Raw genomic sequence first — 12,921 nt, forward strand, 5'->3', positions numbered from 1 at the left:
CCGCTGGATCAGCGGGCGTAGTACTCGACGACGAGCTGCTCGTCGCAGATGACCGGGATTTCCTTGCGGTTCGGGTCGCGGTCCAGGCGGAAGGCCAGGGCCTTCAGGTTGACCTGCAGGTAGCGCGGGGTCTCGCCCTCGCCTGCGTAGCCACCCTCACGGGCAACCTGGAACGGAACCTTCTCGCGGCTGCGCTCGCGCACCGTGATGACGTCGTCCGGGCGGACACGGAACGACGGCTTGTCGACCTTGCCACCGTTGACCTCGATGTGGCCGTGAACGACCATCTGGCGGGCCTGGTAGATGGTCCGGGCGATGCCCGAACGCAGGACCAGGGCGTCGAGGCGACGCTCGAGCTCGACGACCAGCGCCTCGCCCGTCTTGCCTTCGGCCTTCTTGGCGCGGTCGTACGCGCGGGCCATCTGACGCTCAGAGATGTCGTACTGAGCGCGCAGACGCTGCTTCTCCAGCAGACGAACCTTGTAGTCCGAGTTCTGCTTGCGGCCACGGCCGTGCTCGCCCGGCGGGTAGGGGCGGGCCTCGAAGTACTTGACGGCCTTCGGGGTCAGCGCAATGCCGAGGGCACGCGACTTCTTGACCTTGGGTCGCTTCTGGTTCACGTGGAACCTACCTCCATGTAAGTTAGGTGAGGCTTACCTTAGCGAGGAGGACGTAATGTCTCGACCACATGGGATCCCCCTGCCCAGTGCGCAGCGCAGTCCGGATTCAGACGAAACAGAATCCGCTTGCGCCGACGATAAGCAAGGTCAGCCGCGTCCCAGGGAAGGCGTTCGGCAGCTCACCGGAGCCGAACGCGTACGAACCCTCGTAGAGTCCAACGCCTCAGTATCCCTCACCCTGCCGGATGCTCGTGACACGCACGAGCCCGACGAACTCGGGAAAGGGGCGCCGGTCACACGGACCGTCACCCCGGACGGGGACGTGATTCTCCTAGTTTCCGGGGAATCCGCAGCTGCCAGGGCAGCCGCTCACGCCCAGGACGACGACCTCACCGCCGTGATCGAGATCACGGACGTGGCGCCGGTGTCCGTTCCCCATCGTATACGGGGCCGCGCCCGGCTCGCCGGGTGGCTGACCCCGGTGCGCGGAGCCGACCGGGCCGGGTGCGCCGCGCTGCTCGCCGAGCGGCGGCCGGTGGGCGAGCTGCTGGGCCTGTCCGAGTCCCCGGAGCCGCCCGGCGACGGCCCGCGGCCGGTCCGCCCCGCCTGGATGATGCTCCGCCTGGAGGTCGGCGAGATCGCGGTGGACGACCTGTGGGGCGCCGAGCGCGTGGACCCCGGGGAACTGGCCGGCGCCGCGCCGGACCCGATGGCCGCGCACGAGGCGGAGCTGCTCCAGCACCTGCACGCCGCCCACGCGGAGCGGGTCGCCGACCTGTGCGGCCTGCTGGGCCCCCGGGCCGGCGCCGGGCTGAGGGCCGTCCCCCTCGCCCTGGACCGGCTCGGCCTGCGGGTGCGCTTCACCGGCACGGGCCGCTCCTCCTTCGACTCCTTCGACGCCCGCTTCGACTTCCCGGAGCCGGTGGCGGACATCTGCGGCCTGCGCCGGGCGGTGCACCAGCTCTTCGCGGCCGCCGCTCACTGAGGGCAGGAGCCCAGCAGCTCCTGGAGGGCCGCCTTCTCCGGCGGGGTCACCGACAGGCCGTACTTGGCCTTGATGCCGGTGTACCGGCGGCCGTACTCGCACCAGTACGCCTGCCGCGGCGGCCGCCACTTGTCGGCGGTCCTGCTGCCCTTGTCCTGGTTCGTCCGCTTGTCCACGGCGAGCAGCACGTCCAGGTCGTTGGCGTACTCCAGCCTGCGCTGCGGCGTCCACGCGTACGCGCCGCCCCGCCAGGCGGCACCGAGCGCCACCACGTGGTCCGTCTCGATCTGCGAGGCGCGCCGGTAGGTGTAGGGGAGTTCCCCGCCGGTGTACGGATCGTGCAGCACCCCGGACACCACTACACAGGGGTTGCGGTCCCCCTCGCGCAGCTCGCTCAGATCCCGGCGCAGCACGTCGTCCCGGGTGTCGCAGCCGTTGCGTCCGCCAACGGCATCGGTCTCGTCCGACCAGTAGCGGCCGAACTCCTCCCTCTTGTACGTCTGCCAGTTCTTGCCCCACTCGACCTTCAGCCCGGCCAGCCGCGCCCGCGCGGTGGCCGCGTCCGGCGGGAAGCCGGCGGACGCGAGCGGCACCCTCCCCACGAGGGCGGCGGCACTGGCCCGAGCCTCCCCCGGGTCCGCGTGGTGACATCCGGCGGCCAGCAGTGCCGCGGCGACGGCGGCGATGAGCGGAGTCCGGCGTCCCATGCCGGGAGCGTAGGCCCCGGCGAGGACGCCGCAGGTCAGGACCCGCCGCGCAGGCGTTCGCGGACCTTCTCCACCACGTCCGCGTAGCGGGCTTCCGCGCCGTAGCGGGTCGGCTCGTAGTACCGCTTGCCGTGGATCTCGTCCGGCGCGTACTGCTGCGCGGCGATCGCGCCCGGCACGTCGTGCGGGTAGACGTAGCCCACCGCGTGCCCCAGCTTCGCCGCCCCCTTGTAGTGCCCGTCCCGCAGGTGCGACGGGACGCTCCCCGCGAGCCCGGCCCGTACGTCGGCCAGCGCGGCCCCGATCGCGGTCGTCGCGGTGTTCGACTTCGGGGCCAGGGCCAGGGCGATGGTCGCGTGCGACAGGGTCAGGGCGGCCTCCGGGAAGCCGATCATCGCCACCGCCTGGGCGGCGGCCACCGCCAGCGGCAGCGCCGTCGGGTCCGCCAGGCCGATGTCCTCGCTCGCGGAGATCATCAGGCGCCGCGCGATGAACCGGGGGTCCTCCCCCGCCTCGATCATCCGGGCCAGGTAGTGCAGCGCCGCGTCCACGTCCGAGCCGCGGATCGACTTGATCAGCGCGCTCGCCACGTCGTAGTGCTGGTCGCCGTCCCGGTCGTACTTGACCGCCGCCCGGTCGACCGCCTCCTCCACCGTCTGGAGGCTGATCTCCTCCTCGCCCTTGGCGATGGCCGATCCGGCCCCGGCCTCCAGCGCGGTCAGCGCGCGGCGCGCGTCACCGCCCGCGATCCGCAGCAGGTGGGCCTCGGCGTCGGCCGGCAGGGACACCGCCCCGCCCAGGCCCCGCTCCTCGGCGAGCGCGCGGCGCATCAGCGCGCTGAGGTCCTCGTCCGTCAGCGGCTCCAGCGTCAGCAGCAGGGAGCGTGACAGCAGCGGGGAGATGATCGAGAAGTACGGATTCTCCGTGGTCGCCGCGATCAGGGTGACCCAGCGGTTCTCCACGGCCGGCAGCAGGGAGTCCTGCTGCGCCTTGCTGAAGCGGTGGATCTCGTCGAGGAAGAGGACGGTCTCCTTGCCGTACCCCCCGGCGGCGCGCCGGGCGCCCTCGATGACGGCGCGGACCTCCTTCACCCCGGCCGTGATCGCCGACAGCTCGACGAAGCGCTTCTGCGTCGCCTGGCTGACCACGTAGGCCAAGGTGGTCTTGCCGATGCCGGGCGGTCCCCACAGGATCACCGACGAGGCTCCGGCCGGACCCCCGGCGCCCTCCCCCACCAGCCGGCGCAGCGGCGAGCCGGGCTTCAGCAGGTGCTGCTGGCCGACCACCTCGTCCAGGGTGCGCGGGCGCATCCGGACGGCGAGCGGCGAGGCCGAGGGGTCCTTCTCCTGGCGGTCCTCGGCGGCGGCGGTGAAGAGGTCTGGTTCCACACCGGAAGCCTATGCGAGGCCACTGACACTCCGGGCCGGGCGGCTCAGGAGGTCCAGAAGTCCCACCAGCGGGTCAGGATCAGCATCCCGATGATCCCGACGTGCAGGACGGGCAGCACCCAGGTGAACTCGGCGAAGAAGCCCCGCAGCCAGCCGGGGGCGGGCAGCACGCCCTCGCGGACGTTGTGCGAGGTCACGTACCAGAACATGACGATCGTGGCGACCCAGGCCAGGCAGCACCACAGGCACAGGGAGTTGATGTTGTACAGCGACTGGTACGTCAGCCAGGCGCAGAATCCGACGCCGAACAGGGCGCCGGCGTTCAGGGTCAGCCAGTACCAGCCGCGGAACCGGGCCCCGGCCAGGATGCTCATGCCGACGCAGATCACGATCCCGTAGGCGACCAGGCCCATCATCGGGTTCGGGAACCCGAAGGCGGACGCCTGTTCGCTCTTCATGATGTTGCCGCAGGAGACGACCGGGTTCAGGCTGCAGCCCGGCGTGAAGTTCGGGTCCTCCAGCAGCTTGAACTTGTCGATGGTGATCACCCACGCGGCCAGCAGTCCCGCGGCCCCCGTGATCACGAGCAGCAGGGCCAGCGCCCGGCTGCCCCCGAAGGTCCGCGGAGCGGCGTCCGCACCGGCACTGGTTGTCGTCATACCCGCCCGCTCCACATCTGCAAGGTCATCAAAGCACCGGCCATTGTGCCGTACGGGCCTGTGCGCGCACCGTTCGCTGCGGATAAGGACGGCCGCGGCCGGGGGGCCCGCGACCGGATCAGGCCGCGCGGAACGCCGGAGGGCGGGGCCGGGGAACCGTTCCCCCGCCCCGCCCTCCGGATCGGCCGCGGCTCAGCCCAGGCGGGCCCGGATCTCCGCCACCAGGTCGTTCAGGGCGACCGGGCGCTGCTCGCCGGCCTCCATGTCCTTCAGCTGGACGACGCCCTCGGCGAGGTCGCGCTCGCCCGCCACCACGGCGAACCGGGCGCCCGAGCGGTTGGCGTCCTTCATGGCGCCCTTGAGTCCCTTTCCACCGAACGCGAAGTCGGCCGCGACCCCGGCCCGGCGCAGCTCGGTGACCTTGGCGAACAGCACCCGGCGGGCCTCCTCGCCCAGCGGCACCGCGAACACCGAGGTCGCGGCGGGGATGTCGAGGGTCACGCCCTCGGCCTCCAGCGCGAGGACCGTGCGGTCCACGCCGAGCGCCCAGCCGACCGACGGCAGCGCCGGTCCGCCGATCATCTCGGAGAGGCCGTCGTAGCGGCCGCCGCCGCCGACCGCGGACTGCGAGCCCAGGCCGTCGTGCACGAACTCGAAGGTGGTACGGGTGTAGTAGTCGAGCCCGCGCACCAGCTTCTCGTCGTCCTCGAAGGCGACCCCGGCGGCCGTGACCAGCGCCCGGACCTCCTCGTGGTACGCCTTGCAGGCGTCGCACAGGTAGTCGCGCAGCATCGGGGCACCGACCAGCTGCTTCTGGACGTCCTCGCGCTTGTCGTCGAGGACGCGCAGCGGGTTGATCTCGGCCCGGCGGACGGTGTCGGCGTCCAGGTCCAGCCCGCGCAGGAAGGCCTGGAGGGCCTCCCGGTACACCGGGCGGCACTCCTTGTCGCCGAGCGAGTTCAGCAGGATCCGGAAGTTGCGCAGGCCCAGCGTGCGGTACGCCTGGTCGGCCAGGATGATCAGCTCGGCGTCCAGCGCCGGGTCCTCGGCACCGATGGCCTCGGCCCCGACCTGCGAGAAGTGGCGGTAGCGGCCCTTCTGCGCCCGCTCGTAGCGGTAGTACGAGCCGGAGTACCAGAGCTTGACGGGCAGCAGGCCGGCCTTGTGCAGGTTGCCCTGGAGGGCGGCGCGCAGCACGGAGGCGGTGCCCTCGGGGCGCAGCGCGAGCTGGTCGCCGCCCTTGGTGGTGAGGGTGTACATCTCCTTGCTGACGATGTCGGTCGACTCGCCGACGCCGCGCGAGAAGAGCTCCACGTTCTCGAAGCCGGGGGTCTCGACGTACCCGTAGCCGGAGTTCTTCAGCGGGCCGGAGATCGCCTCGCGCACCGCCAGGAAGGTGGCGGAGCGGGGCGGCAGCAGGTCGTACGTGCCCTTGGGGGCCTGGAAGGTACTCACGAAACTCTCGTCACATTCCTCGTCGTGGGGCGGCGGTCGGGTCCGCTCCCAGGCCGGCGGCGACTTCCCGCAGGTACGGGTTGGTCGCGCGCTCGCGGCCGATGGTGGTCTGGGAACCGTGGCCGGACAGCACCACCGTCGAGTCGTCCAGCGGCAGGCACACGCGGGCCAGCGACTGGAGCATCTCGGCGTGGGAGCCGCCGGGCAGGTCGGTGCGTCCGATGGAGCCGGCGAACAGCAGGTCGCCCGAGAAGAAGACCGGCGGGACGTCGGCCGCCTCGGGCATCCGGAAGGTCACCGACCCCTTGGTATGACCGGGCGCGTGCGCCACCGAGAACTCCAGCCCGGCCAGCTTCAGGACGGCGCCGTCGGTCAGCTCGCGGACGTCGTCCGGCTCGCCGACGGTCAGCTCCCCCATCAGCGGCATGCCGATGGAACGGCCCAGGGCCTTCTCCGGGTCGCTCATCATGAAGCGGTCCTCGGGGTGGATCCAGGCCGGTACGTCGTGCGCTCCGCAGACCGGGACCACGGAGGCCACGTGGTCGATGTGGCCGTGGGTGAGGACGACCGCGACGGGCTTGAGCCGATGCTTCCTGAGCGTCTCCTCGACACCCTGGGTGGCCTGGTGGCCGGGGTCGATGATCACGCACTCCTCACCGGCGGCGGGGGCGACCAGGTAGCAGTTGGTCCCCCAGGCCCCGGCGGGGAATCCGGCAATCAGCACGTTCGTCCCTCAATCGTCGTCCGGTGGGCGGCAGCGGATCGGAATCTGCTGCTCAGAGCCTACCGGCGCCCCTCATTACACAGCGAACCCATATACGGTACGGCCTAACCGAGCCCGGACAGCGGTACCAGAGACGCACAAGGAGACGACCCGGTGGTCACGAGCGATCAGCGTCGGCGACAGCTCGCCAGGGAGAAGTACGAGCGCCAGCAGCAGCGCCGGGCCGAGGCCCGCCGCAAGTCCCGGCAGCGCTGGGCGGTGGGCGGGGCAGCCGCGGCCGTGGTCGTCGCCACCCTCGTCGGCCTGGTCGTGGGGGGCGTCTTCGACGGCAAGGACACGAAGGACGCGGCGGCCGAGCCCTCGGCGTCCGCGTCGGCGCCCACGCCGGGGAAGTCCCCGTCGCCGCCGATGACGATCGACGGCAAGGCGAAGTACACCTTCGACCTCAAGACCAGCGCGGGCGACGTGAAGTTCGAGATGGACGCGGCGAAGACCCCGCAGACGGTCAACTCGTTCAAGACGCTCGCCGACAAGGGCTTCTTCGACAACACCAAGTGCCACCGCCTGGTCACCGGCGGGATCTACGTGCTCCAGTGCGGCGACCCGCAGGGCACCGGCTCGGGCGGCCCCGGCTACACCATCCCGGACGAGAACCTGGACGCGCTGGGCAAGCCGAACGAGCAGGGCCAGGTGATCTACCCGGCCGGCACGGTGGCGATGGCGAACACGGGGCAGCCGGGCACCGGCGGCAGCCAGTTCTTCCTGGTCTACAAGGACAGCCCGCTGGCGCCGACGTACACCCCGTTCGGCAAGATCGACCCGGCCGGGCTGAAGGTCCTGGAGGACGTGGCCAAGGCCGGGACCGCCGACGGCGCCCCCGACGGCGCCCCGAAGACCCCCGTGACCATCCAGAAGGGCACCGTCACGAAGAACTGACGGCGGGCGGCCCCCCGGGCCCGGCCGGCCCGCGTCCCGTGCGCCGATATTGCGTCGTGCGGGATGCGGACAGCCGGCCCGGCGGTCGCCTATGTTGGCGTTGTGCAGGGCGGGCGCTGCCCGCCCCAGGAAACTGTGGACGATGCCCGGGGGGAGAACCCCCTCACGGGCATCAGGTGGAGGAGGCGCTGTGAGCAGCGACCCGTGGGGCCGAGTCGACGAGACCGGCACCGTGTACGTGCGTACTTCCGAGGGCGAGCAGGTCGTCGGCTCGTGGCAGGCGGGCACCCCTGAGGAGGCCCTGGCCTACTTCGAGCGCAAGTACGAGGGCCTGGTGGTCGAGATCGGCCTCCTCGAACGGCGGGTGCGGACCACCGATCTGTCCGCCAAGGACGCCCAGACGGCCATCGAGCACCTGCGGACGCAGGTGGACGAGCACCACGCCGTGGGCGACCTGGCCGCGCTGCGCGTACGGCTCGACAAGCTGGTGGCGACCGTGGACTCGCGGCGCGAGGAGCGCAAGGTCCAGAAGGCCAGGCAGACGGACGAGGCCCGTGCGGCCAAGGACGAGCTGGTGGCCGAGGCCGAGCAGCTGGCGCAGAGCGACCAGTGGCGCAGCGCCGGCGAGCGGCTGCGGGCCCTGGTGGACATCTGGAAGGGTCTGCCCCGGCTGGACCGCAAGTCGGACGACGAACTGTGGCATCGCTTCTCGCACGCCCGTTCCGCGTTCTCCAAGCGCCGCAAGGCGCACTTCGCCGCGCTGGACGCCCAGCGCGAGGACGCCCGCAAGGCCAAGGAGAAGCTGGTCGCCGAGGCCGAGTCGCTGTCGAAGTCGACGGACTGGGGTCCGACGGCCGCCCGCTACCGCGAGCTGATGGACAGCTGGAAGGCGGCGGGCCGGGCGCAGCGCGAGTCCGAGGACGACCTGTGGAACCGTTTCCGCGGTGCGCAGGACGTCTTCTTCGCGGCGCGCGGCGAGGTCTTCGCCGAGCGGGACGCGGAGCAGATCGAGAACCTGAAGCTGAAGGAGGAGCTGGCCACCGAGGCGGAGAAGCTCCTTCCGGTGCGGGACCTGAAGGCGGCGCGCGCCGGTTTCCGTTCCCTCAACGAGCGCTGGGAGGCCATCGGTCACGTACCGCGGGACGCCCGTCCCAAGGTCGAGGGCCGGATGCACGCGGTGGAACGGGCCATCCAGGAGGCCGAAGAGGGCGAGTGGCGCCGGACGAACCCGGAGGCGCGGGCCCGTGCGGCCGGTCTGACGGGTCAGCTCCAGGCGGCCGTCGACAAGCTGCGCGGTCAGATCGACGCCGCGCGCGCCGCGGGCAACAACGCGAAGGCCGACAAGCTGGCGCGGGAGCTGGAGGGCCGCCAGGCCCTGCTGGACCAGGCGCTGAAGGGCCTGGAGGAGTTCGGCGGCTGACCGCCGGAGCACCTCGGACGGGCACCGCCGGATTCCTCCGGCGGTGCCCGTCCGCTCTATGTGCGTCCTATTCGTTACGTGGTTTCAACACCGGGTGCGCGCTGGTAGCACCTGACACCTGTGTACCGTTGTACGGTGCCGCCTCGGCGGCCTTCTGCCGGGCGACGACCAGGATTGAATGTGACGCATACCCAGATACGCGCTGATGTCCCCGATTCACTGCTCGTTGCCGAGCCGCTCACCGGCAAGAAGGACTCCGGACTCCGTGGTGCCGGACGGCGCGTACTCTCCAACCTCCAGCGCGCGCGGAAGGCGCTCCTGATCCACGTCGGGCTGCGCCTGACCGGTCTCGTCGTCATGGCGGTGTGGGCAGAGCGCAAGGGTGTGCAGCCGCTGGAGATCCTGGGCGGCCGCTGGGACGCCGTCTACTACCTGCACATCGCCGAGAACGGTCTGACGACCCCGCTGGCCACCCCGTCCCCGTGCGCGTTCGCGGGGCCGAGCTGCCAGATGGCGTTCTTCCCCGTCTACCCGATGATGATCCGCTGGACCTCGTACGTCACGCACCTGCCCATGAACTGGGTGGCGATGGGCCTGGCCCTGTTCGCCTCGGTGATCGCGGCGTGGGGCATCTTCGCGGTCACGGACAAGATCTACGGCCGCCGCGTCGCGCTCTTCACCTGCGCCCTGTTCGCGATCGTGCCGGCCGCGCTGGTCCAGTCGATGGCGTACACCGAGCCGCTGTTCCTCGCCCTGTCGGTGTGGGCGATGTACGCGGTGATGACCAAGTCCTGGCTCACGGCGGGCGTACTGGCCTTCTTCGCCGGCGCGACCCGGCCCTCCGGCTCGGCCATCGTGGCCGCCGTGGTCCTCGCGGGGGTCTGGGAGTACGTCCAGTGGCGCCGCGGGCGCCGCTCGCAGCGGCCGGCCGTCGGCCGGATCGTCACGGCCTCGCTGATCGCCCCGCTGGGGTGGTTCGGGTACGTGGGCTACGTCGGCTGGCACTTCGGGCGCTGGGACGGCTACTTCGAGCTCCAGCGCCGCTGGGGTTCGGTCTACGACGGCGGCTTCGACACGCTCAACGAGCTGAAGAAGACCTTCACCGAGGTGCACACCACCCTCAACCACGTGGTGGTCTCGCTGACCGTGGTGGTGGCCGTGGTGCTGTTCGTCCTGATGACGCGCAGGCGCCGGCCCCCGATGGTCGTGTGGATCTTCGCCGCCATGATCATGCTGATGGCTCTGGGCGGAGCGGGCTTCTACTTCTCGAAGATGCGCTTCATCATGCCGGCGTTCCCGCTGCTGTTCCCCTTCGCGCTGGCCCTCGCCAGGGCCCGGCGGAGCACGGTGATGTGGATCATCGGCTCGGCCACGGTCGTCTCCGCCCTCTTCGGCGGCAACCTCAACTTCGTCTGGTGGGGCTGCCCCTGATCCGGCCCGGCAGCCGGCCGCGCACCACGTGACGATGGGCGCCACCCCGAGGGGGTGGCGCCCATCCGTCGTACGGCCCGCGTTGCGCCGGCCAGCGTTGCGCCGGGCCTCCTGCTACGGCCTGCGGGCCGAGGTCACGCGGTAGACGTCGTAGACGCCCTCCACGCCCCGTACCGCCTTCAGGACGTGCCCCAGGTGCTTCGGGTCACCCATCTCGAAGGTGAAGCGGGAGGTGGCCACCCGGTCCCGGGAGGTCTGGACGGCCGCCGAGAGGATGTTCACGTGCTGGTCCGACAGGACCCGGGTGACGTCCGACAGCAGCCGGGACCGGTCCAGCGCCTCCACCTGGATGGCGACGAGGAACACGGAGGACTGGGTGGGCGCCCACTCGACCTCCAGCATCCGCTCGGGCTGCTGCGAGAGCGAGTCCACGTTGACGCAGTCGGCGCGGTGAACCGATACGCCACTGCCGCGCGTGACGAAACCGATGATGGGGTCGCCCGGCACCGGGGTGCAGCAGCGGGCCAGCTTGACCCAGACGTCGTCGACGCCCTTGACCACCACGCCCGGATCGGCGTTGTTGCGCCGCTTGTTGCGTCCGCGCGCCGGCGGGATGCTCTCCTCGATGTCCTCGCCCGCGGCCTCCTCGCCGCCGAGGGCCTGCACGAGCTTCTGCACGACGCCCTGCGCGGCCACGTGGCCCTCGCCGATCGCCGCGTAGAGGGAGGAGATGTCGGGGTAGCGCATCTCGTGCGCCAGGGTGACGAGGGAGTCGCCGGTCAGGATCCGCTGGATCGGCAGGTTCTGCTTGCGCATGGCCCGGGCGATGGCGTCCTTGCCGTGCTCGATGGCCTCGTCGCGGCGCTCCTTGGAGAACCAGGCCCGGATCTTGTTGCGGGCCCGCGGGGACTTGACGAAGCCCAGCCAGTCGCGGGACGGACCCGCGCCCTCGGCCTTGGAGGTGAAGACCTCGACCAGGTCGCCGTTGTCGAGGGTCGATTCGAGCGGTACGAGCCGCCCGTTGACCCGCGCCCCTATCGTGCGGTGGCCGACCTCGGTGTGGACCGCGTACGCGAAGTCCACGGAGGTGGCGCCCGCGGGCAGCGCGATGACGTCGCCCTTGGGGGTGAAGACGAAGACCTCGTTGCGGGAGAGGTCGAAGCGCAGGGAGTCGAGGAACTCGCCCGGGTCCTCCGTCTCCTTCTGCCAGTCGAGGAGCTGGCGCAGCCAGGCCATGTCGTTGACGGTGTCCTGGCCGGCGCTGCCCTTGGCGGCCTGCGGGACGTCGGTGCGGACCTTGGAGGTGCCCGCCACGGTCTGCTGCTTGTACTTCCAGTGCGCGGCGATGCCGTACTCGGCGCGGCGGTGCATGTCGAAGGTGCGGATCTGGAGCTCGACCGGCTTGCCGCTGGGACCGATGACCGTCGTGTGCAGCGACTGGTACATGTTGAACTTGGGCATCGCGATGTAGTCCTTGAACCGGCCGGGGACCGGGTTCCAGCGCGCGTGCACGGTGCCCAGGGCCGCGTAGCAGTCCCGGACCGTGTCCACGAGGACGCGGATGCCCACCAGGTCGTAGATCTCCGCGAAGTCACGGCCGCGGACGATCATCTTCTGGTAGACGCTGTAGTAGTGCTTCGGGCGGCCGGTGACCGTGGCCTTGATCCGGGCGGCCCTCAGGTCCGTCTGCACCTCGTCGGTGACGACGGCCAGGTACTCGTCCCGCTTGGGGGCCCGCTCGGCGACGAGGCGCACGATCTCGTCGTACATCTTCGGGTAGAGGATCGCGAAGGCGAGGTCCTCCAGCTCCCACTTGATGGTGTTCATGCCCAGGCGGTGGGCCAGCGGCGCGTAGATCTCGAGGGTCTCGCGGGCCTTCTTCTCCTGCTTCTCCCGCTTGAGGTAGCGCATCGTGCGCATGTTGTGCAGCCGGTCCGCGAGCTTGATGACCAGGACGCGCGGGTCCTTCGCCATGGCGACGACCATCTTGCGCACGGTCTCGGCCTGCGCGGCCTCGCCGAACTTGACCCGGTCGAGCTTGGTCACGCCGTCGACGAGGAGGGCCACCGCGTCGCCGAAGTCGCGCCGGAGCTGCTCCAGGCCGTACTCGGTGTCCTCGACGGTGTCGTGCAGGAGGCCCGCCATCAGGGTGGCCGGGTCCATCCCCAGCTCGGCGAGGATGGTGGTCACCGCGAGCGGGTGGGTGATGTACGGGTCGCCGCTCTTGCGCTTCTGGCCCCGGTGCCAGCGCTCGGCGACCTGGTAGGCCTGCTCGATCTGGCGCAGGGTCGCCGTCTCGATCTTCGGGTCGTTGCTGCGGACTATGCGGAGCAACGGTTCCAGTACCGGGTTGTACGGGTTGGAACGCTGCACGCCGAGACGTGCCAGCCGGGCGCGCACCCGGTTGGAGGACCCGGCCTGCTTCGCCTGAGCGGGCTTGGCCGCCGGAGCGGGCTTCACCGGCGGGGCGGGCGGGGGCGTGGCCGCGGCCGCCGCGGCCGGGTCGGCCTGCGGGTCGGGCTGCGCGGCGGAGAGTGGCTGGACCTCGTCTGGCAAGAGCGCTCCTCACGGGGGTCCCCCCGGACGGAGGGAGTCT

11 protein-coding genes are annotated in these 12,921 nt (G+C 71.1%); 4 read left to right on the plus strand and 7 right to left on the minus strand.

From position 1 onward, the window contains the following. Positions 1-8: 8 nt before the first annotated feature. Positions 9-620, minus strand: coding sequence for a 30S ribosomal protein S4 (gene rpsD, locus ACFYYT_RS22040; protein WP_030294564.1), 612 nt, complete (start codon positions 618-620; stop codon positions 9-11). Between the two features lie 55 nt (positions 621-675). Here rpsD and ACFYYT_RS22045 point away from each other — a divergent pair, with 55 nt between their 5' ends. Continuing rightward, positions 676-1,605: a DUF2470 domain-containing protein gene (locus ACFYYT_RS22045; protein WP_351821058.1), complete on the plus strand. Its 930-nt coding sequence runs from the start codon at positions 676-678 to the stop codon at positions 1,603-1,605. Here the strand turns inward: ACFYYT_RS22045 and ACFYYT_RS22050 are convergent. The 5 genes from ACFYYT_RS22050 to ACFYYT_RS22070 all read right to left on the minus strand — a co-directional run bounded on the left by ACFYYT_RS22050 (position 1,599) and on the right by ACFYYT_RS22070 (position 6,538). Beyond that, positions 1,599-2,312: an HNH endonuclease family protein gene (locus ACFYYT_RS22050; RefSeq protein ID WP_351821061.1), complete on the minus strand. Its 714-nt coding sequence runs from the start codon at positions 2,310-2,312 to the stop codon at positions 1,599-1,601. The genes ACFYYT_RS22045 and ACFYYT_RS22050 overlap by 7 nt on opposite strands. 35 nt (positions 2,313-2,347) lie before the next feature. After that, entirely contained in the window at positions 2,348-3,700 is a 1,353-nt protein-coding gene (locus ACFYYT_RS22055) for a replication-associated recombination protein A (protein ID WP_351821063.1), read from the minus strand. A gap of 44 nt (positions 3,701-3,744) precedes the next feature. After that, positions 3,745-4,359, minus strand: a complete 615-nt coding sequence (locus ACFYYT_RS22060) for a vitamin K epoxide reductase family protein (protein WP_351821066.1) — start codon at positions 4,357-4,359, stop codon at positions 3,745-3,747. Between the two features lie 192 nt (positions 4,360-4,551). Next, positions 4,552-5,814: a histidine--tRNA ligase gene (gene hisS, locus ACFYYT_RS22065; RefSeq protein WP_351821068.1), complete on the minus strand. Its 1,263-nt coding sequence runs from the start codon at positions 5,812-5,814 to the stop codon at positions 4,552-4,554. Between the two features lie 10 nt (positions 5,815-5,824). Then, entirely contained in the window at positions 5,825-6,538 is a 714-nt protein-coding gene (locus tag ACFYYT_RS22070; protein WP_351821070.1) for an MBL fold metallo-hydrolase, read from the minus strand. 153 nt (positions 6,539-6,691) lie between these two features. Between ACFYYT_RS22070 and ACFYYT_RS22075 the strand changes: the two genes are divergently transcribed. From ACFYYT_RS22075 to ACFYYT_RS22085, 3 genes are all read left to right on the plus strand, one after another. After that, entirely contained in the window at positions 6,692-7,474 is a 783-nt protein-coding gene (locus ACFYYT_RS22075) for a peptidylprolyl isomerase (protein WP_351821073.1), read from the plus strand. 190 nt (positions 7,475-7,664) lie between these two features. Next, complete coding sequence (locus ACFYYT_RS22080) at positions 7,665-8,894, plus strand: DUF349 domain-containing protein (RefSeq protein ID WP_351821075.1); 1,230 nt, start codon at positions 7,665-7,667, stop codon at positions 8,892-8,894. A 180-nt stretch (positions 8,895-9,074) separates the two neighbouring features. After that, the gene (locus ACFYYT_RS22085) at positions 9,075-10,325 is read left to right on the plus strand and encodes a hypothetical protein (protein ID WP_351821078.1); all 1,251 of its coding nucleotides are present in this window, start codon (positions 9,075-9,077) and stop codon (positions 10,323-10,325) included. 114 nt (positions 10,326-10,439) lie between these two features. Here the strand turns inward: ACFYYT_RS22085 and ACFYYT_RS22090 are convergent, their stop codons facing one another. Beyond that, positions 10,440-12,881: a bifunctional (p)ppGpp synthetase/guanosine-3',5'-bis(diphosphate) 3'-pyrophosphohydrolase gene (locus tag ACFYYT_RS22090; RefSeq protein ID WP_351821081.1), complete on the minus strand. Its 2,442-nt coding sequence runs from the start codon at positions 12,879-12,881 to the stop codon at positions 10,440-10,442. Positions 12,882-12,921: the final 40 nt, after the last annotated feature.

The organism is Streptomyces sp. NPDC002032 (assembly GCF_042890765.1).
GTDB lineage: Bacteria > Actinomycetota > Actinomycetes > Streptomycetales > Streptomycetaceae > Streptomyces.

Bases quoted from the DNA above. Each gene is read 5' to 3' on its own strand.
- ACFYYT_RS22045 (WP_351821058.1), top strand. From the start codon at position 676: ATGTCTCGACCACATGGGATCCCCCTGCCCAGTGCGCAGCGCAGTCCG.
- ACFYYT_RS22050 (WP_351821061.1), bottom strand. From the start codon at position 2,312: ATGGGACGCCGGACTCCGCTCATCGCCGCCGTCGCCGCGGCACTGCTG.
- ACFYYT_RS22060 (WP_351821066.1), bottom strand. From the start codon at position 4,359: ATGACGACAACCAGTGCCGGTGCGGACGCCGCTCCGCGGACCTTCGGG.